This is a genomic window from Paenibacillus polysaccharolyticus (assembly GCF_023714295.1).
GTDB lineage: Bacteria > Bacillota > Bacilli > Paenibacillales > Paenibacillaceae > Paenibacillus > Paenibacillus polysaccharolyticus_A.
In genome coordinates, this window is sequence record NZ_JAMAUN010000008.1 from 73,963 (window position 1) to 97,994 (window position 24,032).

The window sequence follows — 24,032 nt, forward strand, 5'->3', positions numbered from 1 at the left end:
CAGTACCTGCATTTGTTGACAAAATCTCGTTCGTATCTGTATTGAGCTCGGGGTTTTGTCAACAAATTAGCGGTACTTTATTTCGTAACAGTCTCGAAGCAGATGAAACGGCTGGCTGAACGATCTTCGTTCCCCCGTTAACCTTCATTCGCTGTGCAAAAAGGGGGAGAAGTTATGGCTACGAATGTGTTCAAAAAGTATCTTTCATTGCTCGCGTTCACAGCGCCGGCCTTTGTAATCTATGCGATATTCCTGCTGTACCCGACGTTTAGCGGGATGTTCTACAGCTTGACGGATTGGAACGGATTAAACCGTGACTACAGCTTTATCGGGCTGGGGAACTTTGTAGAATTGTTTAAGGAAGATCCCGATTTCCTGAACTCGTTGTGGTTTACGCTCAAATATGTGATCTTTATGCTGATTTTGCAAAATGTGATTGCATTGCTGCTCGCCGTATTCATTGAGTCACGCACACGCAGCAAAGGGTTGTTCCGGACGTTATTTTTCATGCCCAACATGATCAGTACAATCATCAGTGCATTCATGTGGACGTTCATCTTTTCCCAGGTATTGCCGCAGCTGGCTGAGAAACTGGCATTTTCTTTTCTCGATCAACAATGGCTCGGTGATCCGAAGTTCTCCTTCTACTCGATTCTAATCGTATCGCTTTGGAACGGTGTGGGCTATATGATGATCATCTACCTGGCTGCATTGCAGGGTGTACCGAAGAGTCTCAAGGAAGCCGCGGTCATTGACGGCGCTAATGCGTTTCAAGTGCTGCGTAACGTCGTACTGCCGATGATTACACACGCTATTACAATCTGTTTCTTCCTGACACTGAACGGTGCATTCAAGGTGTTCGAGGTGGTCTATGGATTGACAGGCGGCGGCCCGGGTCGGGCTACACAGGTCATCACCATGAATATCTATGAAGAAGCTTTCTCGAACAACTTCAGATACGGTTATGCCAGTGCCAAATCGGTTGTATTGTTTGCTATCGTTCTGATCTTTACACTCATCCAGATCACCGTCATGAAGAGAAAAGAGGTGGAAGCATGAGAATGCAGCGACTGAATAACTACCTGATTCGGCTGTTATTGATACTCGGCTCACTGCTAGCCATGCTTCCAATCTACATGGCTGTGGTGAACTCGTTCAAAACACAGGGTGAAATGTTCCAATCGTTTATCGCTCTGCCGACCACATTACATTGGGAAAACTATACGGATGCGTTTAACAAAATCAATCTGCTCGGAAGCTCCTTAAACTCCGCGATCGTGTCCATTCTCGGCATCGGAGGAATCGTCTTCTGTGCTTCGCTTGCAGGTTACAAGCTGTCCCGGACTTCCGGTCGATTAAGCAATCTGATCTTCTTCATGTTTGTTGCATCCATGCTGGTGCCTTTCCACTCCATCATGATTCCGCTGACACGTGTAGCAAAGACGATGGGGGTGCAAGGAAGCACTTACGGACTTGCCTTGATCTATATTGGACTTGGCGTAAACATGGCGATTTTCCTCTATCACGGGTTTGTGAAGTCCATTCCGCGTGAACTGGAAGAATCCGCTCAGATCGATGGATGTAACGAGTTTCAGACGTTCTTCCAAATTATCTTCCCGCTGCTGCTTCCAATCACGGTGACGATTGCGATTCTGGACTTCCTGTGGATATGGAATGACTTTCTGTTACCGCTATTGATGTTGACGGATGTAAACCGGTACACACTTATCCTGTCCACGAACATGCTGTTTGGTGAGTATAATAAGGAATGGCCGCTAATTCTCTCTTCTCTGGTTTTGACTGCGATTCCAGTCATCCTGATCTACGCGTTCTTCCAGAAATTTATTATGGAGGGTATTGCGGAGGGAGCGGTTAAAGGATAATAGGCATAGGGGATTGTTCCTGTTCCTGCGATCCAACTCTACACACTTAAGTGCATAAAAGCTCATGCTTATAGCCTTGAACTGCGGATATACTCCGTTAGTTCAAGGCTATTCTCATTTATCGAAAGACAGAAAAACCAAGGTGAGCATCCCAAATTAACACAAGTTGAGTATCAAAAATGCAAGGAGGGCGGCCATGTGTTTTGCCATTTTGCTATGCAAAGAGATGTTGCTCACAAGCCGGACATCATCAGCCTTCGGGCGACTTCGACAAGGATTATAAGTCCGTGCTCCATCTCTTCTTGCGAGGCATAGGCATAAGAGAGCCGGATATGATTTGCATCCATGCGGTCATACAGATAACCTGGGTGGATTAGAACATCGGCTTCCAGACAGGCAGAGAACAGCTTACGGATAGACAAGGGTTCCGCGGTGAAGCGTAGCCAGATATAGAAGCCGCCTTCCGGGACCTTCCATTCCGCAATGTCACGAAGGTAGCGATGCAGTAGCTCCAGCATGAAGTCTCTGCGTGTTCGGAGCTCCGGACGTAGCCGCTCCATATGAGTTGTGTGATGGCCATCTGTAAACCATACAGCGGCGGCTTCCTGTGCGAGTGAACTGGTACCGTAATCGGTTTGCATCTTGATATCGGCCAGCCTTCGAATAACGGGCACAGGACCGACAAGCCAGCCAAGACGAAGACCTGGACTGACCGCTTTGGAGAGTGTGCCCATATGCAGCACCCGACCTTCCTGATCCATTGCCTTAAGTGGAAGAGGAGGAGGATGATCCAGCCAAAGTTCCTGATAAGCGGCATCCTCCAAGATCGAAATGCCGGAGTTGCGGGCGAGGGACATCAATTCATCCCGGCGACGGCAGCTCATCACGCTGCCTGTAGGATTATGGAAGCTCGGTATGGTGTACAGCAGCGGGAAGGACTCGCTGTTATTCTCGTCGTTTCCTGAGTGCAACGTATGTATCGCATGTTCTAAATGCCCCAGATGTAATCCCTCTTCCTCCACGGCAATTCCGTTTAGCTTTAGCCCTGCCGATTGGAAGGCGTGGATGGAATATAGATAGGACGGCTTCTCTAACAAGACAGCTGATCCACGAGGCAGCAGTCCCACAGAGATTAGATGCAGTGCTTGTAGAGATCCCGACACGATCAGAATCGAATCAGGTGAGGCCTGAATGCCATTAGACTGCAAATGTATGGACAACGCCTTACGAAGCGCCAGGCTGCCTTGAGGTTCGATGTAATTCAGCATACGTGTTTGGCTGGACAGGGTCTGCAGGATTTTATTAAACGCTTCGTTAGGCATCAGTTCCGGTGCGAGCTCACCTGTACCCAGCCGAATAATGCCGGGCCTGAACTCCGCCTGATTAATCTGCTGAATCTCGGGCAAATTCGGATAGTACCAGCCTTCCTGTGCAGCTTCGCTCCAGTTGGGCAAGGCGGGATGGGCCATACTGTGCCAACCGGAACCGGTGACGTAGGTACCGCCTCCGTGCCGGCCTTCAATCATGCCTGTCGCAGTCAGGTTATCCAGAGCGGTGACCAGCGTACTGCGGTTCACACCCATGGATGTTGCCAGTGTTCGCTGAGAAGGCAGACGAGTCCCAGCCGACCACTCGCCTGTTGTGATTTTTTGCCGGATATAGGCTTCAATCTGACGATACATAGGCAAATCAAGCGCAGGGTTAGGCTGCCAAATTTGTCTAGAAGACGTATTGGAATAGTGACGTCCCATCAGGTAATTTCACCTCCTGTAGTTATAAAGATCAATTTGTCGCGTAGTTGCTGTCGATCATGTGTCTATGATTGTTGTTAGGATGTGCAGAGATACAAGGTTCTAAAGAAAGAGTCCGTTATCGTATTTGTATCTTCCACTATACCATTTGGTTGGGTTCCATGCCATCCAAGTGGTTGGTTACGCCTTCCCTAATTTCATTTACGCTGAAGAAAGAGATAGGGGGATGGACAATGGACGTTTTTATTCATGCAGTGGTGCTGGCATTTGGCTTGATCTTACCGCTGGGTGTTCAGAATGTATTTATTTTCAATCAAGGGTTAACGCAAAAGAAATACTTGCATGCACTGCCGGCTATAATTACAGCAGGGATTAGTGATACGCTGCTGATTGGAGCCGCTGTAGGGGGCATGTCTCTCATTTTGATTCAATGGCCTATACTCACCCATGTTTTATATGCGGCTGGAAGCCTGTTCTTGCTCTACATGGCCTGGGGGTTATGGAAATCATCGGCTTCCTCAGATAAAGCCCCGACAGCGTTGTCGGCAGGTCGGCAGATTGCTTTTGCCGCTTCGGTGTCTATTCTCAATCCGCATGCTTTACTGGATACCGTGGCTGTCATTGGTACAAGTTCCATTCAGTATGTAGGAGTGGAGCGTATGTATTTTACAATCACAACAATGGCTGTATCCTGGATTTGGTTTCTGGGGCTTGCCGCCGCAGGCAGCATAGTTGGCAATCATGATCGCACAGGGTATCTACGAATTGTGCTGAACCGCGTATCCGCGCTGATTATGGTCGGAATTGCACTAATGATGAGCTGGAGGTTATTTCACTCCTAAGTCAAGTACTCAAAGCTCGTGATGAGGGTGAATCCATGAAAACTAGAGAATCGTAGAGTTTGGATGGAGATGAAAAGGGGACAACCTTGCACCTGCTAGCTAACACTTCGTAGCAAAAAAGCTCCCCGTCATAGAATCACGGGAAGCTTGATGTATCCGTTTATTCTGCTTTTAGCAACATCGATTCAATGAACACTTTAAGATCCTGGCTTGTTGCGTTCAGATGGTCAATAATCTCACTGAACTCCGTTACAAGTTCAGACTGTGCATTGCTGGACTGTGTTATGGAGGTAATTTCCTGTTCCATCTGCTGAATGGAGGACTGCACATCCTTGAGGGAACGTTCAATGTTCACCGTCGCCTCTTTGGTTCCGGTGGACAGTTTACGCACCTCAGCTGCAACTACGCCGAACCCGGCACCTGCCGCGCCCGCGCGTGCGGCTTCAATGGCCGCATTCAGACCAAGCAGATTCGTTTGTTCCGATACTTCACGAATAAATACGGCAACTTTATTGACCTCTCCGGAGTTCTTCACAGCGAGGCGTGTGTTGTCCAAAATTTGCGTAGACGAAGCAGTTAGCTGTTCGGACTGTGCAGCTACCGTCTGCACCATCTCTGATAACCTGCCGCTGATGCCTGTAATCAGGTCGGTAAAGTGCTCCAGCTTTTCTTCGTTTTGAAGTGAAAAACCTATAGCGAGCGTTCCTGCAATCTTTCCTTGATCATCATAAAGCGGAGTGGCAGATGAAATAATGGGTGTGCCGTAAAATTTGGCGTCAATGCGATTGGCTGAGGTCTCCCCATGCACAAGTGCCCGGCGCAGTGTAGGGTCTTCAAGAGAGATCGGATCTCCGGCTCTGATGCCAAGATCAAGCTCGTTGCTGGGAACGTAATACCAGAACTTCTCGGTATCGGTAACGGCAATCATGATATCGTGTTCTTTCAGCATCATTTTAAAATAAGGACTTGCTGCAGTGAGTGCTTCTACGATGTTCAATAAGTTCAGCTCCTGTAGTGTGTGTATATCATCTGGGTGTATATTATACATCGTCAGATCGATTAGCCTAATTTAGGCCTAAAAAGGGCATAACGTCTATTACATTTTTTTGAAGCGTTTGAATCAAAGCATGTTATGTTTTTAATACGATATTTACACATGTGCAAAAAAAACAGACGGGAACATGATGTTCTCGTCTGTTTTGATCATACATAATACAGCCCTTATTGTGACGTTCTCCAATGACGGAATGTTCGATAAACGATGTGTCTTCCGTTAGGTTGTTGAAGCATTTTTTGCGTGCCGTAGGGCTGTACGGCTTCGTTCTATCCACCGATCTGCGACATGCGTCGTACCGTCGGGGTGTGGGATTGCATTTTTTTCTCCAGTGCCAGCGCCATTTCATGATTTTTCGGTTTGGTACCGAGTGCTTTCAGGAAAAGTGCGGCCATCGCATCGGGATCATCTACATAGCGGCGAACATTGTATTCATCTGACCAGTACAGACAAGCCTTGATATGTCCGTCCGCTGTAAGGCGTAGCCGATTACAGTTATCGCAGAAGTGGTCACTGACTGGATGAATAAGACCAAATGTGCCTTGGGAGCCTGTAATTTTCATATTACGTGATGGGCCATTCCCGGCAGGGCCCTCGGTATTCTCAACCGTCCAGCCAGCCTCGGCACATACATCCGTTACAGCCTCCAGCGGCAGATAAGATTGGCGCCAGGAGTCGGAAGCCTGCCCGATTGGCATGTATTCAATAAATCGCACATGTAGCGGCTGATCGATCGTCATAGCGATGAAATCCTTGATTTCATCATCATTAATGCCCTTCATCAGCACGACATTCAGCTTGATCGGTGCCAGGCCCACCGCAGTAGCTGCCTCGATACCCTTCAGCACCTTATTGACATCTCCACCGCGTGTGATCATAGAGAATCGGTCAGCATGCAGGGAGTCCAGACTAATATTAATGCGGTTCAGCCCAGCATCCTTCAAAGCCTTCGCCTGTTTGTCCAGCAACAAGGCATTCGTGGTCAGTGCAATGTCCTCGATGCCATCAATGGCAGAGATCATGCCCACAAGTTTATGCAAATCCTTACGTACCAGGGGTTCTCCCCCCGTGAGCCGAACCTTGCGCATGCCCATCGGGGCGAGCACTTTTAGCACTTCCGTAATTTCTTCGTAACTCATTATCTCATCATGCGGAGCAAACTCCATGCCTTCCGCGGGCATACAGTAGACACAGCGCAGATTGCAGCGGTCCGTAACGGAAATACGGATGTAGTCATGTATGCGGCCAAATGAATCCTGAAGCAGTTCCATGCAGACCACCCTTTCAACGGTTCAGATTGGAAATCTTCTATAGTAAATGATACGACAATTGTAAAAGCAACAGTTGCATCAAATTTTAGCTATTTCTCCAATCCGCGTCAATGATGACGTCCCGTGATAGCAATTTAGGCAGGCTGATTCAATTGAAATTGGCCAACGACTTGTTGCAGGAACAGGGTAATGGCCTCCACATCATGGGAGGATTGTTGAACCTTCAACATATCCCGAATCAACGCCATCATCTCGGCTTCCACCTCGGCGGAGGTCACCCGATTTTGGTGGCTGATGGCAGCGATATTTTCCATCAAAAATACGACCTGATCGACGACTTGGGTACGCTCGGCTTCTTCGGAGCTGGCTTTTTGGAGAAGCTCTGACGCTGCTTGAACCAGCGTTGTTCCTTCGGCGAGCACCTGATCTCCTTCGGTGATTTGCTTGGAAGCTGCGCTTGCAGCCGTCGAGATCCGATCCAAAATCTGATGAATGTCCTCTGTAGAGGAGCGGGACACATCGGCCAGCTTACGAATCTCTTCAGCGACAACCGAGAACCCGCGTCCATGCTCTCCGACGCGAGCGGCTTCGATTGTCGCATTTAATGCGAGCAGATTGGTCTGTGCGGATATTTCTTCAATGACCGCCAAGGCGCGGTAGATGTCTTTCATTGTGCCGAGGAAGGAGAGGATCGTCTGGTTAGTATCCGACACGGCACTGGAGATTTGAATCATTTTATCACCGATGCGATCTACTTCCTGTCTCGCTACACCAATCTGTTCATTGGCGGATGTCTCCAACTGCTTTAGGGTTAAACGCATATGATCAGCGGCCAGCTTGGCTTGATCCAGATCTTGTAATTGTGTACGGGTAGCTTGAATCATTGAACCAAGCTTGAGGTTGACGCGGTCAGTAGTCACTTGAGTGGTCTCTGTAGATGCACGCATCAGATGCTGATTATCCATCACGTCCACCGTAGCCCGCTGGACTTTGAGCATAATGCTCTCCAGAGAATCAATCATGTTATTAATCCATTTGGCCAGTTCACCTGATTCATCTTGAGCAAAAGCGTTTGTGTCCAGACGCTGGGTAAGATCACCTTTACCCTCCGCGTTCACCCGAATGAATTGACTGAGACTCCGCAAGTCCTCATGGACGCGGTTGTATTGTTTGCGATGAAGCTGGGATGCACCAAAGAATCCCAAGATGACATGAAAGCCAGCAATTGCAGCAGCGTTCCATCCGCTGCCTGTCAGCACAAAAATCAAGGCGGCAGCAAGAACGGCCGAGAGCATAATATAGAAGCTATGCTGTTTGAATTGTCTCCATCCGATACTGCGTATGCGGTACACTTCTTCCAGATCACCTTCGCACATCATGCCCCAGCGATCCGGGCAGTGAGGGAGATGAAAGGTGATACCTTTACCGATGACGGGAATATGGCGGTAATCCGAATAACCGGGATAGGACACAAACAGATTGGAGCCATTTTGAATCGTTTTCGATACGCCCGGATGTAATTGGCCGGTAGAGGGATCGGTGAACATCAGCTCAAGCTCTGTATGCTCTTGGACAGACACGATGCCCCAATTCGTGGTCACACCGTCTTTCAGGTTTTCTCCATGCGTGAATGTTCGATCCTCGAAGCGGCTGCGAGATAGAGCGGTACCTGGCTGTAGTTCAGGCCGCAATACAGACTCGGCCATAAACAGATAGTTATCACCTGAGTCCGGGTAGATATGTCCCGATTCACGCTGAATGAGATCACCAAGCACGTCGCCAGGAATACGGCTGCATAAAGCACCTGCGTACCTACCTTGTTGCACGATAGGGACAATGAACATCAGGGTAATCGCGTCATGAAACGTGGACGAGCGTGGTCCGATCTCCAGTGTGAGCGGATCAGGATACGGACCATATAGGCACTTCTGACCGTGTATAGTTGCTTGTGCATAGCTCAATCCGGGACCAAAGGATATATTCTCGTGAGGGGTATAACGCTGACCTATATGTTTCTGATATGTAGAAAATACAACCTGATGCTGCTCGTTAAGTATGAACAATTCCGTACTATCCTGGGTGCGTGCGTAGCTCGCCTTAAACCAGGTATCCAGCTTTTCTGCCTGTGCTGATCCGTGCTCCACCTCCTGGAAGTTAACCGATCCGATCTGCTGAAGCAATCGATCCAGATGACTCCACTGATCACTCGCCCAATCTATCAATAACTGTCTTCTTGTCTCCGCGATCCCTTCAAAAATGTGCTCCACATCTTCCTTCCGGTGTGCATTCAACCGATAAGACCACCACAGCGGTAACCCTTTTTTCCATCCCAGCCAATCAAACATGATGACCACCCCGAATTTTGGATTTAAAAGATTTGAACAGCCCTCAAACATGTTGTTTTTCATGATTTTGTGGTAATTCAAGCTATCGTTGGTACAACTGTATCCCACCATGGCTTTATTACAATCTCTGTCTATATCCAACGTTATACATGAAATCTCATAGCATTACGAGTGGATATGTCATATTTTCCGAATATTTCATCAATTAATACAAATGAATATACGCTGTTTGCAGAAGAGGGCGTGGAGAGGAAATTTTATTTGTGGCAACTGCATGTTAGTTCATGTCACAAAAAGTGTGCCAGAGATATACAACAGATATGCAAAAAATGCTGAGAATCAATCTCATTTTACAATGTGTCACATGTACAAGCCCATACTCCAAACAGTTTGTATAATGTAATTTTCAGTCAAAACGATATAGTAGTATCTAACAAGTCAACCCGTTACGTTTGTGTAGGTTAACCTTCCACCATTCAACCATGACGTCTTCTCCAATCATCCCATCCTTCAAAAGGAGAATGCCTATGAACCCTCCCTCTGTTGTATCTCTTCATCCACCCACAAGAGTTACCTCTGAACAACAGCTTATCGAGGTAGATCATGTTTCTGTCATCTTTGGCAGTGGTCCTCAGCAAGTAACGGCGCTATCGGATGTGACGTTTCATATTGCCCCCAATGAATTTGTCTCCTTACTGGGTCCCTCCGGCTGTGGCAAATCAACATTACTGCGAATTGTCGCTGATCTTCTACAGCCAACAACAGGCCGTGTTCGAATTGCAGGACAGGAACCGAAGCAGGCAAGACTGCAACGGCAGTTTGGTATCGTCTTTCAGACTCCGGCTCTGTTCGATTGGCGTACGGTGCGCCACAATGTAGAATTGCCGCTAGAACTGCTGGGTACCCGGCGAAAAGAGTGCCGACGCATTAGCAGTGAACTGCTGGATATGGTTGGACTGACGAGATTTGCAGATCATTATCCATGGCAACTGAGCGGAGGGATGCAACAACGCGTGTCTATTGCACGTGCACTGGCGCTTGATCCACCCCTTCTATTAATGGATGAGCCGTTCTCTGCGCTGGATGAATTCACCAAAGAAAAATTGCAGATGGAGCTACTTGAGATTAAACGTTCCACCGGAAAAACCTTCCTCTTTGTTACCCATAGCATCCCCGAAGCAGTCTTTTTATCGGACCGCATCATCGTACTCTCTGCCCATCCGGGCCAAGTGCATTCGGTTCATTCCGTGAACCTTCCAGCTGAGCGAGAGAACCAGTTGAGGGAAACCGAACCTTTCTATCAGATGATAACGACGATTCGTAACTGTTTTCATGAGGAGCGTGATGCGACCCATGTTCCTTCGTTTACTTAAACCGGGTTATCGTGCCTGGGTGATGATCTGGATCATATCGATTTTTGTCCTTTGGGAAGGGCTGGCGTGGATACTACATCTGTTTATGTCTCCGCAGCAGGCCACTTCTCGTTTGCCGTATCTTCACGTTGTTATGGAGTCGTTCTTCCGTCACTGGAACACGCTGGCGGAGCAAGGTTCGGTTACCTTTGGCAATGCTGCCATCGGTTTTGCCGGAGGAACATTGCTGGGGGCATTACTGGCACTGCTCATGAGTGCTGCGGTCTGGATCGAACGCACGTTATCTCCTTACGTGGTGTCTTCTCAGATGGTTCCAGTCATCGGGCTAGCTCCGATTGTATATGGAATTATTCAACACGCCGAGTGGGCGCGAATTGTCATGGCGGCATATGTTACCTTTTTTCCGGTGATTATCCATACTTTAAAAGGTTTGAAAAGCGCTTCTCCCCAGCATCTGGAACTCATGCGCGCCTATGGCACTTCGTGGAGGGCACGTTATATAAAGTGTTTGATGCCTTCGGCGCTTCCTGGTCTATTCTCCGGCATGAAAATTGCGGCTCCACTCGCGGTGACTTCCTCTATTGTCGTGGAACTGATGGGCGCACCTGATGGACTTGGCGTACTGATGGTCAGCTCGCTGTATTATGGTTCAGCACAAGCAGGTATGTTCTGGGCAACCATCATGCTCAGTATGGGTATTGGCCTCATCTCCTATCTGTTCATCAGCTTGGCTGAACGCTGGCTTACCCCATGGCAGCCCGAATTCAGACCCAAAGGAGGGGAATAGCCATGAGCGAAAGCAGCGTATTCCAGCCAAAAAGGGATGAAGGAACCACAAGCGGAGTTACGGGGCATGCTCTTCCTGGCGACGGGGGACAGAGACAACAAGCAGAACATTCGTCCTCGTCTACTGACCGTTCCCGTACAGGTACTCAGCTTGTTGGCAAGAAGATGGGCATGTTGCTTCGCAGCCTATTGCCTTGGCTCGCAGGCGTGATCTTTCTAACAATGTGGCAACTGCGCTTCTTTCATGTGCTGCTGTCACTGGAAGATTATCAGTTGCCCGTACCCTCTGCCATTGCTATATCCATCCGGGACAATGCCGAGATGCTCTTCCGCTATGCCATCTACAGTGGTGCCGAGATGCTGGGCGGGTTTCTGATTGGCTCGCTGCTAGGGGCTCTGGCTGCGATGGGAGCTTCACTTTTTGCAAATAGTGGCAGGGCAGCCGTCACAGTCCTGTCTGCGCTGAATGCTGTTCCGATTGTGGCATTGGCTCCCATCATGAACAACTGGTTCGGAGACGGGATTTGGTCCCGGATCGCCGTTGTATCGGTCATCACGATGGCCGCGATGGCTGTCAGCCTGTTCAAAGGTCTAACCTCTATTCAGCCGCAGTATGAAGAACTGCTGAGCAGCTTGGCGGCGAGCAGGAAACAGTTCTTTTGGAAGCTAAGGATGCCTCATGCCCTGCCTTCTCTCTTTGCGGGTCTGAAAATCAACATGTCGACTAGTATTATCGGCGCGATCGTAGGGGAGTTTTTTATCGCATCCCAAGGGCTGGGTTACTTGCTCTCTGATCAGATTCGGCTCGCCAACATGCCGCTGGCCTGGTCCTGTATCGTCATCGCAGCGATTCTCGGCATTGTGCTCTATGAGACGGTGGTTCTGGCTGAAAAGCGGCTGCTTCACTGGAGCCCTGTGCATTCGGAGGCGAAGTAGGCAGGCATGTACAGAAAAAAATGAGCATATAAACACGGATTGGACTTAACAAAATCCATATATAAACAGGGGGTTGTTCTGTACATGTACAAAACGTTGAAGCCGGGTTTAGGGATGTTGATCTTGTGTGTGGTGCTGGTGCTGGCAGCATGTTCTGCAAAAAGCGAACCGGCGTCGCAGCCAGCCGCTGCAAGCTCGGGTGGTTCAGGAACCGCGGAGCAACCATTAACCCAAGTGAAGATTCAGCTTAAATGGGTACCGCAAGCACAGTTTGCCGGAATATATGCCGCGAAGGAACAAGGTTTTTTTGCAGAGGAAGGCATTGATGCGGAAATTATTCCAGGTGGCCCCGATATCGTTATTGAGCAACAGGTCGTTAATGGTGCAGCCGATGTGGGCATTACGGGAGTGGACAGCTTGCTGGTCAGCCGGGATAACGGTCTTCCCCTCGTTTCACTTGCCCAGATCTCACAGAAGAGCAGCTATCGCCTGATCGCGAAGAAGTCAGCAGGCATTACTGATCCGGCACAGATGAAGGGCAAGAAGGTCAGTACCTGGTTTGGAAGTCAGCAATTTCAGGTGCTTGCCTTTATGGAGAAGAATGGACTTGATCCGAAAAAGGATATTGAACTGGTGAAGCAGGGATTTACGATGGATCAGTTTTTCAATGATCAGGTGGATGTGGCTACGGCCACGATTTATAACGAATATCACGTTGTACTGGAGAGCGGCACAAAAGAATCTGATCTGGACGTGTTCAACATTGAGGATGCCGGAGTCGGCATGCTGGAGGATACGCTGATTGCCAAGAAGGACTGGGCGGAGAACAATCACGAATTGGCGGTAAAAGTAACCCGGGCTATCCTGAAAGGCTGGAACTATGCCATCGATCATCAGGATGAGACGGTGGACATCGTGATGAATAATGTAACCGAGGGCAGTACGACTCGTGAACATCAAGTAACGATGCTTGAAGAGATTGCCAAGTTGATTCGTCCGGAAGGGTTTAGCGAGAAACAAGTGGGAAGTTTTGTCGATGAATCGTTTACCCGTACGGCAGATATTGCACTGAAATACGGACTGATCAAGAAAGCAGCCAATCTGGATGAAGCACTGGAGAAGAGTATATATGAAGAGGCCGTGAAATAAGCCTTACATGAACACGTGGATGGGCGTGACGTTGGAACGTTGCTGCACGCATCTTTTAAGAGAGGGGAGCAGGATGGATGAATTCTGTGGATCAGCAATCACAGCTTCTGGGCGATACGAAGGAAGAATGGCTGGAGAAGGATCGCAAATATGTCTGGCACCACATCTCGCCCCATAACGATCATCCGTTGATTGCCGTTAGCGGTGAGGGAAGCTGGATTACGGATCAGGAGGGTAAACGTTACCTCGATGCCATGTCGGGCTTATGGTGCGTCAATGTAGGGCATGGACGTGAGGAGATTGCCAAACGTGCTTATGAACAGATGAAAACTCTCGCGTACATCCCGATGACACAGAGCCATGAACCGGCGATTTTACTGGCAGAGAAGCTGAATGAATGGCTAGAGGGAGAGTATCGAATCTTTTTCTCTAATTCAGGTTCGGATGCCAATGAGGTAGCTTTCAAAATAGCCCGTCAGTTCCACCATCAGAACGGTGAGCCCGCGCGTCACAAATTCATCTCTCGTCACCGTGCCTATCACGGTAACTCTATGGGTGCACTGGGCGCAACGGGGCAAGCCGCACGCAAGATCAAATACGAACCGCTCGGTGTAGGCTTCTCCCATGTTCCTCCGCCGTACTGTTACCGCTGTCCGTTTGGAAAAAGTAAAGATAGCTGCGGGCTTGAATGTGCCGCCATCTATGAGGGAGTCATTCAGTGGGAGGGCCCGGAGACGGTGGCTGCCGTAATTATGGAGCCGGTGATTACCGGTGGCGGTATGATTGTTCCCCCTCCAGAGTATATGCGCAAGGTACAGGACATCTGCCAGCGCTATGGCGTGTTGTTCATTGTGGATGAGGTGATCTGCGGTTTTGGCCGCTCCGGGCAGAAGTTCGGTCATCAGAACTATGGTGTGCATCCGGACATCGTCACAATGGCCAAAGGCATGACGAGTGCCTACGCCCCGTTATCCGCAACGGCGATAAGAGCCGACTTATATGACTCTTTTCGTGAGCCTGGAACGGATAACCACTTTCGCCATGTGAACACGTTTGGCGGAAATCCGGTATCCTGTCAGGTTGCGCTGGCAAATCTGGAGATTTTGGAAAGGGAACAACTGGTCAGCCGGGCTGCGGAACTGGGGCAACTGCTTGGCGAGAAGTTATCACCGCTACTTGAACTTCCTTCCGTAGGGGATATCCGTCTATTCGGATTCACCTGCGGCATCGAGATGATTGAGCAGGACGGTTCACCGGCGACAACGGAGAATGTCATGAAGGTGCTGGCTCATTGTAAACGGGAAGGCATCCTGATCGGCAAGAACGGAGACACCGTTCCGGGCTTTGCGAACATTTTGACCCTATCGCCGCCCTTTGTCACTACCGAAGAAGAACTGGATCTTATCGTAAGTCATTTGTTTACCGCACTTCGCAGTCTGGATGAGGTAGGCACTAGTTGATTTAATGTGTGACAAGGAGGAGAGGAAGGATGCAGGCCATAACCGGGTTATCCATTAATCAGCAGAGGCTGAATGAACATATTGAACAGTTAGCTGAGATCGGCAAGATCGGAGATACAGGGGTATGCAGGCTTGCCCTTACTCCAGAGGATATGGAGGGCATCAACCAAGTCAGATTCTGGATGGAGAAAGCAGGTCTTGTGACTCGAATGGATGCTTTCGGTAATCTGATTGGTCGCCTGGAAGGGACGGATGCAACTAGACCTATCCTAATGGTCGGTTCGCATATCGACTCCCAGCCGTATGGAGGTCGTTATGACGGTGCGATCGGTGTACTCGGTGCGCTGGAGGCCGTACAGTGCCTGATTGAACAAGGCATACAGCCACGCATGCCGATTGAAGTGATTGCTTTTTGCGATGAAGAGGGATCACGGTTTAACAAAGGTTTATTTGGTTCACGGGGCATCACAAACCAGTTGGAGGAAGGAGAGCTGGATCGCGAGGATAAAAACGGGGTGACTCGCCGGGAGGCGCTGGCATCCTTCGGGTGTTCGCCCTCAGAATTCGCGGCAGCGGTGTACCCTCCCGGTTCCATTGGCAGTTATCTGGAGCTACATATTGAGCAGGGACCTGTACTAGAGGCTATGGATGCTCAGATCGGTCTGGTGACAGGCATCTCGGGTCCGCTCTGGCTCACGGTGACTATGAAAGGAATGGCCGGGCATGCGGGTTCGGTGCCCATGGGGATGCGTCATGATGCACTTGCGGGCAGTGCCAAAGTGATTGCGGCCTTTGATGATCTGGTCCGTGAAGATCCGGGAGCGCCCACTGTCGGTACGGTAGGAAGTCTGAGGGTGTTTCCGGATTCAAGGAATATTATTCCGGAAGAAGTGAGCTTTACCGTGGATTTGCGTGATATGGAGATGGAGCGACGTAATCGGCTGGAAGCCCGTTTGATGACATTGCTGGATGATATCAGCTCTGGGTATGGTCTGACCTATACCGTTACCGAGGATACCAACAGTGAACCGCGTTATTGTGCCGAGTCCATGATGTCCATCATTCGCTCTTCCGCGGAAGAGATGGGGGCAGTCATGCCTGAATTAATGAGTGGCCCGTTCCATGATGCGCTCGCATTATCCTATGTGTGCGATTATGGCATGATCTTTGTCCGCAGCAAGGACGGTATCAGTCATCATCCCGGTGAATATTCCTCTCCCGAGGATATTGCTTTAGGCACGGAGGTGCTCTATCGCACCATTTGCAAGATGTGCATCGGTAATCCACCAAAGGAGGCGGGATAACGTTATGGCAAAAATCAGCATCGGTTTGATTCAGGCTTCCCATGAGATTGAAGGGTCGGCCCCGGTTGAAGTGCATAAGGAGGCATCCATTCAGAAGCATATTACACTGGTACGCGAAGCGGCAGCACGAGGGGCAAAGATCATCGGATTGCAGGAAGTGTTTTACGGGCCTTACTTTTGCACGGAACAAACGCCCAAATGGTATGCATCCGCAGAGCAGGTTCCCGAAGGGCCGACGACCCGGCGTTTTCAGGAGCTGGCGAAGGAGCTTGGTGTTGTCCTTGTTTTGCCCGTGTACGAGGTGGAGGGCATTGCTTCTTACTACAATACGGCGGCGGTAATTGATGCGGATGGGACGTATCTGGGCAAATACCGCAAACATCATATTCCGCATGTCGAGGCGGGAGAGGGCACGAACGGCTTTTGGGAAAAGTACTATTTTAAACCTGGTAATCTCGGTTATCCGGTATTTGATACGGCTTACTCCAAAGTGGGCGTGTATATCTGTTATGATCGACATTTTCCTGAAGGTGCACGTTTGCTTGGACTGGCAGGGGCAGAGGTTGTTTTTAATCCATCGGCTACAGTGGCAGGCACCTCGGAGTATCTATGGAAGCTGGAACAGCCAGCCCATGCGGTAGCCAACGGATACTATGTAGCGGCAATCAACCGTGTAGGCGTGGAGGCGCCATGGAACATGGGTGAGTTTTACGGACAGTCGTATCTGGTGGACCCGCGAGGGCACATGGTGGCGATGGGCAGCAGGGATCAGGATGAAGTGGTCATTGGCGAGATGGATACGGAGTTGATCCGTGAGGTACGTAATGTGTGGCAGTTTTACCGGGATCGCAGGCCGGAGACCTATAAACATCTGGTGAGCTTGTAAATCGAATTTAGGGCGTGTGGTGCAGGAGGCATAGGCTTGGCAATTGTCTGGCATATCAGTGGATGTTACGGCAATAATCTTTCGCGGGAGGTGCGTTACATTGGTGAACCGTTCTGGAACAGCGTGGTCGGATTACGGCTGGGAAAATCGTTTTAGCGAGATGAAACCAGCCATGACCAATAAGGAAGCGATGGAAGAGTCTAACCGCTGTCTGTATTGTTACGATGCTCCATGTATTAAGGCATGTCCTACGGATATCAATATTCCTTCGTTTATCAAAAAAATAGCAACAGGACATCTCAAAGGGTCGGCTCGCACCATCATGGATGCCAATCCGGTTGGCGCGAGTTGCGCACGTGTCTGCCCTACAGAAGAGTTATGTGAGGGGGCCTGTGTACTGAACGAGTCCTCCAAGCCGATCCGCATTGGTGATCTGCAGCGCTATGCGACAGACTGGGCAATGGAGAGGCATGAACCGCTGTTTCATGCAGCCCCGTCAAACGGGAGAAGTGTGGCTATTGTCGGGGCAGGACCGGCAGGGCTCTCCGCAGCACGCGAATTGGGCCGGGCAGGGTATGATGTGACCATCTATGAAGCCAAGGCGAAAGGCGGCGGACTGAATACCTATGGCATCGTATCCTTCCGGCTGCCGGAGTCGGTTCCATTATGGGAAGTCGAGCAGGTGGAGTCACTCGGAGTAAAGATTCGATACGGTGTACGGGTTGGTGTAGATATAGCGGCCCCCGAGTTGCTGGAGCAACATGAGGCTGTCATTATCGCATGTGGGATGGGAGCGGTTCCGATGCTGGGCATTGAAGGGGAAATGCTGGAAGGCGTCTATGATGCGATTGAACTTGTGGAAACGACCAAACAGGGTGTACCGCCGGCACTGCATGGTCTGAATGTAGCCGTAATTGGTGCAGGCAATACGGCAGTGGACGCAGCGACTTGTTCGGTGCGCCTGGGTGCAGAGCGAGTACAGATGTTGTATCGGCGCGGAGAGCAACAGATGACGGTCTATGCATTTGAGTATACGTTTGCCAAGCAGGAGGGCGTGGAGTTTCGTTGGTTTACGATGCCCCGGCGTATTCTTGGAGACGAGAATGGCAGGGTTCGAGCAGTGGAATGTGTGAAAATGGAACTTGTAACCCCACCCGGTGGCGGACGTGCGATGCCTGTGGCGGTAGAAAATTCATCCTTTATTATCGAATGTGACACGGTGATTCGGGCTATTGGACAGAATCGGTTATTGCCGCTCATTGAGGCGTTCGAGCTGAGACATCACGGAGGTGTGGTAGAAGTCGAGGCGCATACGTATCGTACCTCTCATCCTCAGGTGTTTGCGGCAGGAGACGTCATTTTTGGCCAAGGTCAAGGAGAGGCCATGGTTGTTTCAGCGGCACAACAGGGTAAATTGGTCGCTGCCACGATCATGAAGATGCTGCCTGATCGCTCGGAAGAGAGCGCGTAAGGAAGTCTGTACGGGAAGTGAGAAAGTAAGTAGGAAAGCAAATGTGGAAGCAAGTGTATAAGAAAGATTGTAGGGGAATGCGTTAGGAAGTGCTTAGACAATGTGTGGAATTGCGTCGGTGTCGACAGTACACGGAAACGCTCACGTGTTCTTATAAGCGCTCACATCGTTCTCAGAAACTCATCTCCACAGGACTTCATACTGGCTCCTAATCGGCTAATGATCTCCAGACACCCTATTTCTGCAAAAACAAGGCAGGTGAAATTCTAACGATCACCACAAACCTTATTTCACCCAAAACCCGCGGATTCAGGCCGGAAATGGGCAAAAACAGCAAAATAACGTTCCTACGGATCGTTAGAATTCCCAAAGGCTTAATTTTAGCTAAATAAGCGCTGTGGGGATCGTTAGATGGCTATCCTTGTTTACGTTCATCTTAGCAAGCGTAGATTCACTCCAAATCACATCAAGGAGGGTTCGATATGGCTGACTTATCCATCAATCTGGCGGGCATCCGGTCACCTAATCCATTCTGGCTCGCCTCGGCGCCACCAACCAATACCGGATACCAGGTACAGCGTGCGTTTGAAGCGGGCTGGGGTGGTGCGGTGTGGAAGACACTTGGCGAACCGATTATTAACACCTCCTCCCGTTTTGCGGCTGTACATTTTGGCGGTCAGCGTGTGGCGGGCTTTAACAATATTGAACTGATTTCCGATCGTCCCCTGGAGGTCAATCTGCGCGAGATCGCCGAGACGAAGAAACGTTTCCCTGACCGTGCTATCGTGGCATCGCTGATGGTGGAGCCAAAGCGGGAGAAATGGCATGAGATTGTCAAAAAGGTCGAGGCCGCCGGCGTCGATGGCCTGGAGCTGAACTTTGGATGTCCGCACGGTATGGCAGAGCGAGGCATGGGCGCTGCATCAGGCCAACAGCCTGATCTTGTCGAACTGCAGACGATGTGGGTAAAAGAAGTGGCTACCACACCGGTCATCGTAAAGCTGACACCCAACATTACAGACATTACGGCAACAGCCCGTGCGGCTGTACGTGGTGGTGCAGATGCGATCTCACTGATCAATACAATCAATTCTCTCGCTGGTGTTGATCTGGACTCCTGGAACACCGTGCCGCATGTAGGCGGCAAGGGAGCACACGGTGGATACTGTGGCCCGGCTGTAAAACCCATCGCGCTTAACATGGTGGCAGAGTGTGCCCGTCATTCCGAAGTGGGTGTGCCGATTTCGGGTATCGGCGGCATATCCGACTGGCGTGATACGGTAGAATTTCTGCTGATGGGCGCAACGGGAGTACAGGTATGTACGGCGGCAATGCACCATGGCTTCCGCATTGTGGAAGACATGATCGAAGGGCTGAACGATTATTTGGATGAAAAAGGACTTCAGAGTGTAGCCGAACTGGTCGGTCAGACCGTGCCGAGATACTCGGATTGGGGCAATCTGGATCTCAACTACAAAGTGGTTGCCCGCATCAATCGGGATGTATGCATCAATTGCAATAAGTGCCACATTGCCTGTGAAGACACCTCTCATCAGTGCATTGACATGTTAAACGACCCGTCCGGTGCTTATCTTGAAGTGGTCGAGGAGGATTGTGTCGGCTGTAATCTGTGTTCCATCGTCTGCCCGGTGGACGGTGCGATCGAGATGATTGAGCTTGCACCAGAACAGGAGCCGGTTACCTGGAATGAACGTCAGTCGGCGATTTCCCTGCTGCAATCTATTCATAATCCATCAGCCAAGGAGGCGATTTCATGAGTACACGTACATTGATTCGCGGTGGTATTTTGGTGACGGCATCGGATACCTTTGAGGCCGATATTTTAATCGCAGCAGGGAAAATAGCACAGATCGGTATCGGGTTAATCCCCGATGATCAGACAGAAGTACTTGATGCAACAGGCTGTTATATCATACCTGGCGGCATCGATCCCCATACTCACCTCGATATGCCGTTTGGCGGCACGGTCACAGCGGATGATTTTGCTACGGGCACAACGGCCGCGGCCTTTGGTGGTACCACAACCATCATTGACTTTTGTCTGACTCAGAAAGGCCGTCCCTTATCCGAATCCCTACAAGAATGGCATCGCAAAGCAGAGGGGAAAGCTGTCATTGACTATGGATTTCATCTGATGATTGGCGAGATGAATGAGCAGGTGCTGGAAGAACTGCCGCAGATGATTGAAGAGGAGGGCGTATCGTCCTTCAAGGTATTCATGGCATACAAAAACCAGTTTCAGGCCGATGATGGCATTCTCTTTCAGACGTTGCAAAAAGCCAAAGAATACGGTGCACTTGTGATGGTGCATGCCGAGAATGGAGATGTCATTGACCTGCTTGTGAAGCAGGCACTCGCTGAAGGTCGCACAGCACCGATTCATCATGCACTGACCCGCCCATCTATGCTGGAGGGAGAAGCAACGGGACGTGCCGCCCGTTTGGCCGCTTTGGCGGATTCACAGCTGTATGTGGTGCATGTTACTTGTGCCGAAGCCGCCGAGCAGATCGCGCGCATGCGTGAGATGGGATACCGAATCTGGGGAGAGACATGTCCGCAATATCTGACGCTGGATCAGTCCATAATGGATCAGCCGGACTTTGAGGGTGCCAAATTTGTTTGGTCACCTCCGCTCAGGGAGAAGGGACATCAGGAAGCACTATGGCATGCGCTCCAAAGCGGACAATTACAGACCATTGGTTCGGATCATTGCTCGTTTAACTTCAAGGGACAGAAGGATCTCGGTAAAGATGACTTCAGCAAAATTCCTAACGGGGGCCCCGTGATTGAAGACCGGCTAAGTATTCTATATTCGGAAGGCGTAGCCAAAGGCCGCATATCGCTCAATCAATGGGTGGATTTGTGCTCGACCAGAGCAAGCAAATTGTTCGGATTATTTCCTCAGAAGGGAACACTTGCGGTGGGTACGGATGCGGATATTGTTATTTTTGACCCTTCCGTAACCAGGGTGATTTCGGCGGAAACACATCATATGAACGTGGATTACAGCGCGTTTGAAGGCATGCAGGTACAGGGATGTCCAGTGACCGTGCTTTGTCGCGGCGAGTATGTGATACGGGATCGGCAGTATGTGGGCAATGCAGGGGCAGGAAAATATGTAAAACGTAATAAGTATGATGCAGGAGCACCGATTCCACCGAGGCAACCGGTGACTGCGATTCATGGGGGGCTGAACTGATGTCGGAGCACGAGGCATTCGAACTGGAGAAGCTGGACATCGAGCGATTGGTTGAACGGGGGTATCGAATCTGCTTGGTCCGGGAACATCTGGAGGGGGCTCATGTGACATGGGCACACCCTGATCTTCCGGGAGAGAATGTGGAGCAGTATGTGGGGACAGCCTCGGGCCGAAAATGGTTCAGTCATATTCTCATACGTCAGTTAAAGGAACAGCGTAGCGCATAATGTAGTGTGTGACGGGGACGTTGACGTCGACGGACGGCTTGGTTGCCATATCCCTATCCCTGTCTCTAATACGTACAGACGTGCACTCTTTATACAAGTGATCCATGCATGTATTCATAAGCGTAGAGCGCAAGTTCCATGGCAACCCGTTTCTCGGGTAGAAGGTAGTCTGTTCCTAAAAGCGATTCAATTTTGTCCAACCGATGATACAACGTTTGTCTGACGATAAACAGAGCACTTGCCGTCTCTTGTTTGGAGCAGCAAAGTGTCAGGTATTGTTTCAGTGTAAGGAGCAGTTGGCCTCCCTTCTCCGCATCGTACCGAATCAGTGGCCCCAAGTATTCCGTGATAAAATCATTCAAGTTACCGCTCTGTTTCATACTGGCGATGATGCGATAGCAGTGCAGGTTACTATAAAAGGGCTGCTCCATTACTCCGATATCTTTCTGAATACGTAACGTTTCCTTCGCGGATTCAAGACTCTCTCGCAGGCGTGGGTATTCCGAATAGTTCTGACCGATACCATACAGACCGGAGAAGAGCTGGTGAGTCTGCTCCTGCTCGTGTTGCCGAAGTTGCTGAATGCAGGACCACAGATTAGATTTACGCAGAGATGTAGCCTGCGGGTCAATGACAATGAGAATGATCTGGAGATTAAACACAGTGCTGTAGAGGGTGAAGCCTTCCCGGGCAAATACGGAGCGGGCAACGATATTACGCTGAATCAGTATCTTTTGCAGTCTGAGACTGTCGTGTTGCGCAGGGGTGCTGTCGAATAACACAACTGCGGCCTGTCCTGCACAGAGGGCCGGATTTACGGCTGCAAGATATTCATGAATTTCTTTCGCGGAGTGATGTCCGTTTAACCAGTCAATGACCCACATGTCCTCTTTATACCGACGTTTTTCCTCCATGTACTGGGTACGCATCCAATCCTGGGCTATGGCAGCAGCACATCGCTCCAGCGCATGAAAAACGTACTCGTCGGATGGGTACGGCAGAGCTGGAGTGGGAGGTTCAGGGTCTGTGTGTTTCTGAGGGAAAAGGATAAGATCAGCAAAGGTGTACTCCAGTGCCTGAACAGGGATGCTGATTGGATTCATTGTGAGCCGACCGGAAAAAGGGTCTGATACCTCTACAGTCGAAGGGTTCGCTGTATAACCGTCAAGGGTAGTATGATCCATCGATTCACGCTGATCCCACCACTGTTGTCTCTGCTTCTCCAGTTGCTCACGTGGGATATGAGGAATGGCCGTCGCTTCACCTTCCAGCGGATATAAGGCGACAGCATACCCGGTATTGCGTGACAGCAGACGCAGTAGCGGCTGTACACCATCCCCATTCAGCAACAGCTGATGAAAGGAGGTGGTGAGCTGATCCAGTTCCGCGACCATACGCTGATGACTGCGAATCAGGGCAAAATGCAAATCCTGTGTAATATCAATATACCGGACTTGCTCATGAAACCAGATCAGCGGGAAATCCTCCGCCTCCGCCATTTGTTTCATCGCCTCAAGTTGTGATCGTGTATTTTCCCCGAGTTCAATGCATAACCCTGCGGCACCACAGGCAATCAATTGTTGCAGAAAAGACAGACCATGCGACTTGCCTTCAGGCCAGCCGATCCCTGTTGTCAGCACCAATTCTCCGCCGCTCAGCAAGCCCCCAATCTCAGGAACCTCCATAATATGTACCCAGCGTACATAACGCTCCAATGCATGCTGACTGGCAAGGTACTCGGCCTTGCGAAATACAGGACGTTTCAGCATGTCTCTAATTTGGATATGAAGCGTGGTCTCTCCCACACCATCACCGCCCTTTCCCATGACTCACCTGTAAATTTGATACAAAGGATGCTGGATTCAGGGTGTTTGCTCACTGGATTTTTAAAGATAAGTATACGTGCATTTAGATAAGATGAGATTAAACCTGACGCTCATTTGGTCTGGATGACAAAAATAGTTATCCTTTTTGTTTTGTATCTAAAATGAGCATCAGATATATGTTCGACTTTTTACCATCGACACGATAAAAAATGCCCTTGATCAGGCACGGGAATCACTACAGATTCCAG

Annotated in this window: 19 protein-coding genes; 14 read left to right on the forward strand and 5 right to left on the reverse strand. The window is 49.9% G+C overall.

Annotated elements, in window-relative coordinates:
* Window positions 1-174: 174 nt before the first annotated feature.
* Window positions 175-1,059 carry a carbohydrate ABC transporter permease gene (locus tag M3629_RS18775; protein ID WP_251509346.1) on the forward strand — a complete coding sequence of 295 codons (885 nt, stop codon included), beginning with the start codon at window positions 175-177 and terminating at the stop codon, window positions 1,057-1,059.
* Window positions 1,056-1,883: a carbohydrate ABC transporter permease gene (locus tag M3629_RS18780; RefSeq protein ID WP_251509348.1), complete on the forward strand. Its 828-nt coding sequence runs from the start codon at window positions 1,056-1,058 to the stop codon at window positions 1,881-1,883. Before M3629_RS18775 ends, M3629_RS18780 begins: the two co-directional genes overlap by 4 nt.
* Window positions 1,884-2,116: 233 nt before the next feature.
* Here M3629_RS18780 and M3629_RS18785 read toward each other — a convergent pair whose 3' ends face one another.
* Entirely contained in the window at window positions 2,117-3,634 is a 1,518-nt protein-coding gene (locus M3629_RS18785; RefSeq protein ID WP_251509350.1) for a PLP-dependent aminotransferase family protein, read from the reverse strand.
* A gap of 233 nt (window positions 3,635-3,867) precedes the next feature.
* Between M3629_RS18785 and M3629_RS18790 the strand changes: the two genes are divergently transcribed.
* Window positions 3,868-4,476 carry a LysE/ArgO family amino acid transporter gene (locus tag M3629_RS18790; protein ID WP_251509352.1) on the forward strand — a complete coding sequence of 203 codons (609 nt, stop codon included), beginning with the start codon at window positions 3,868-3,870 and terminating at the stop codon, window positions 4,474-4,476.
* Window positions 4,477-4,636: 160 nt separating this feature from the next.
* Here the strand turns inward: M3629_RS18790 and M3629_RS28445 are convergent, their stop codons facing one another.
* From M3629_RS28445 to M3629_RS18805, 3 genes are all read right to left on the reverse strand, one after another.
* Complete coding sequence (locus M3629_RS28445) at window positions 4,637-5,473, reverse strand: methyl-accepting chemotaxis protein (protein WP_285888922.1); 837 nt, start codon at window positions 5,471-5,473, stop codon at window positions 4,637-4,639.
* A gap of 326 nt (window positions 5,474-5,799) precedes the next feature.
* On the reverse strand, window positions 5,800-6,801 hold the full coding sequence (moaA, locus tag M3629_RS18800; RefSeq protein WP_154959399.1) for a GTP 3',8-cyclase MoaA: 1,002 nt from the start codon (window positions 6,799-6,801) through the stop codon (window positions 5,800-5,802).
* Window positions 6,802-6,935: 134 nt separating this feature from the next.
* The gene (locus tag M3629_RS18805) at window positions 6,936-9,146 is read right to left on the reverse strand and encodes a methyl-accepting chemotaxis protein (RefSeq protein ID WP_251509354.1); all 2,211 of its coding nucleotides are present in this window, start codon (window positions 9,144-9,146) and stop codon (window positions 6,936-6,938) included.
* A 527-nt stretch (window positions 9,147-9,673) separates the two neighbouring features.
* Here M3629_RS18805 and M3629_RS18810 point away from each other — a divergent pair.
* The 11 genes from M3629_RS18810 to M3629_RS18860 all read left to right on the forward strand — a co-directional run bounded on the left by M3629_RS18810 (window position 9,674) and on the right by M3629_RS18860 (window position 21,958).
* Entirely contained in the window at window positions 9,674-10,519 is an 846-nt protein-coding gene (locus M3629_RS18810; protein ID WP_251509355.1) for an ABC transporter ATP-binding protein, read from the forward strand.
* Window positions 10,491-11,306, forward strand: coding sequence for an ABC transporter permease (locus tag M3629_RS18815; RefSeq protein ID WP_251509357.1), 816 nt, complete (start codon window positions 10,491-10,493; stop codon window positions 11,304-11,306). The genes M3629_RS18810 and M3629_RS18815 overlap by 29 nt, the downstream gene beginning before the upstream one ends.
* A 2-nt stretch (window positions 11,307-11,308) precedes the next feature.
* Window positions 11,309-12,241: an ABC transporter permease gene (locus tag M3629_RS18820; protein WP_251509359.1), complete on the forward strand. Its 933-nt coding sequence runs from the start codon at window positions 11,309-11,311 to the stop codon at window positions 12,239-12,241.
* Between the two features lie 84 nt (window positions 12,242-12,325).
* Window positions 12,326-13,390: an ABC transporter substrate-binding protein gene (locus M3629_RS18825; protein WP_251509361.1), complete on the forward strand. Its 1,065-nt coding sequence runs from the start codon at window positions 12,326-12,328 to the stop codon at window positions 13,388-13,390.
* 77 nt (window positions 13,391-13,467) lie between these two features.
* Window positions 13,468-14,850: an aspartate aminotransferase family protein gene (locus M3629_RS18830; RefSeq protein ID WP_251509363.1), complete on the forward strand. Its 1,383-nt coding sequence runs from the start codon at window positions 13,468-13,470 to the stop codon at window positions 14,848-14,850.
* Between the two features lie 29 nt (window positions 14,851-14,879).
* Window positions 14,880-16,154 (forward strand): M20 family metallo-hydrolase, encoded by a 1,275-nt coding sequence (locus tag M3629_RS18835; protein ID WP_251509366.1) that lies wholly within the window; start codon window positions 14,880-14,882, stop codon window positions 16,152-16,154.
* Between the two features lie 4 nt (window positions 16,155-16,158).
* Complete coding sequence (locus M3629_RS18840) at window positions 16,159-17,040, forward strand: nitrilase-related carbon-nitrogen hydrolase (RefSeq protein WP_251509367.1); 882 nt, start codon at window positions 16,159-16,161, stop codon at window positions 17,038-17,040.
* A 103-nt stretch (window positions 17,041-17,143) separates the two neighbouring features.
* Window positions 17,144-18,511: an NAD(P)-dependent oxidoreductase gene (locus M3629_RS18845; protein WP_435368245.1), complete on the forward strand. Its 1,368-nt coding sequence runs from the start codon at window positions 17,144-17,146 to the stop codon at window positions 18,509-18,511.
* Window positions 18,512-18,993: 482 nt separating this feature from the next.
* A complete protein-coding gene (gene preA, locus M3629_RS18850) occupies window positions 18,994-20,289 on the forward strand; it encodes an NAD-dependent dihydropyrimidine dehydrogenase subunit PreA (RefSeq protein WP_251509369.1) in 1,296 nt (431 codons plus the stop codon).
* Entirely contained in the window at window positions 20,286-21,731 is a 1,446-nt protein-coding gene (gene hydA, locus M3629_RS18855; protein WP_251509371.1) for a dihydropyrimidinase, read from the forward strand. The genes preA and hydA overlap by 4 nt, the downstream gene beginning before the upstream one ends.
* Window positions 21,731-21,958 carry a hypothetical protein gene (locus M3629_RS18860; protein WP_251509373.1) on the forward strand — a complete coding sequence of 76 codons (228 nt, stop codon included), beginning with the start codon at window positions 21,731-21,733 and terminating at the stop codon, window positions 21,956-21,958. Before hydA ends, M3629_RS18860 begins: the two co-directional genes overlap by 1 nt.
* An 89-nt stretch (window positions 21,959-22,047) precedes the next feature.
* Here M3629_RS18860 and M3629_RS18865 read toward each other — a convergent pair whose 3' ends face one another.
* A complete protein-coding gene (locus M3629_RS18865; protein WP_251509374.1) occupies window positions 22,048-23,784 on the reverse strand; it encodes a PucR family transcriptional regulator in 1,737 nt (578 codons plus the stop codon).
* Between the last annotated feature and the right edge of the window lie 248 nt (window positions 23,785-24,032).

Excerpts from the sequence above, each read along its gene's own strand:
- M3629_RS18805 (WP_251509354.1), bottom strand. The coding sequence starts at position 9,146 with ATGTTTGATTGGCTGGGATGGAAAAAAGGGTTACCGCTGTGGTGGTCT.
- M3629_RS18810 (WP_251509355.1), top strand. The coding sequence starts at position 9,674 with ATGAACCCTCCCTCTGTTGTATCTCTTCATCCACCCACAAGAGTTACC.
- M3629_RS18815 (WP_251509357.1), top strand. The coding sequence starts at position 10,491 with ATGCGACCCATGTTCCTTCGTTTACTTAAACCGGGTTATCGTGCCTGG.
- M3629_RS18835 (WP_251509366.1), top strand. The coding sequence starts at position 14,880 with ATGCAGGCCATAACCGGGTTATCCATTAATCAGCAGAGGCTGAATGAA.
- M3629_RS18785 (WP_251509350.1), bottom strand. The coding sequence starts at position 3,634 with ATGGGACGTCACTATTCCAATACGTCTTCTAGACAAATTTGGCAGCCT.
- M3629_RS18790 (WP_251509352.1), top strand. The coding sequence starts at position 3,868 with ATGGACGTTTTTATTCATGCAGTGGTGCTGGCATTTGGCTTGATCTTA.
- M3629_RS18825 (WP_251509361.1), top strand. The coding sequence starts at position 12,326 with ATGTACAAAACGTTGAAGCCGGGTTTAGGGATGTTGATCTTGTGTGTG.
- M3629_RS18775 (WP_251509346.1), top strand. The coding sequence starts at position 175 with ATGGCTACGAATGTGTTCAAAAAGTATCTTTCATTGCTCGCGTTCACA.
- hydA (WP_251509371.1), top strand. The coding sequence starts at position 20,286 with ATGAGTACACGTACATTGATTCGCGGTGGTATTTTGGTGACGGCATCG.
- M3629_RS18840 (WP_251509367.1), top strand. The coding sequence starts at position 16,159 with ATGGCAAAAATCAGCATCGGTTTGATTCAGGCTTCCCATGAGATTGAA.
- M3629_RS18865 (WP_251509374.1), bottom strand. The coding sequence starts at position 23,784 with ATGGGAAAGGGCGGTGATGGTGTGGGAGAGACCACGCTTCATATCCAA.
- preA (WP_251509369.1), top strand. The coding sequence starts at position 18,994 with ATGGCTGACTTATCCATCAATCTGGCGGGCATCCGGTCACCTAATCCA.
- M3629_RS18860 (WP_251509373.1), top strand. The coding sequence starts at position 21,731 with ATGTCGGAGCACGAGGCATTCGAACTGGAGAAGCTGGACATCGAGCGA.
- M3629_RS18830 (WP_251509363.1), top strand. The coding sequence starts at position 13,468 with ATGAATTCTGTGGATCAGCAATCACAGCTTCTGGGCGATACGAAGGAA.
- moaA (WP_154959399.1), bottom strand. The coding sequence starts at position 6,801 with ATGGAACTGCTTCAGGATTCATTTGGCCGCATACATGACTACATCCGT.
- M3629_RS18820 (WP_251509359.1), top strand. The coding sequence starts at position 11,309 with ATGAGCGAAAGCAGCGTATTCCAGCCAAAAAGGGATGAAGGAACCACA.
- M3629_RS18780 (WP_251509348.1), top strand. The coding sequence starts at position 1,056 with ATGAGAATGCAGCGACTGAATAACTACCTGATTCGGCTGTTATTGATA.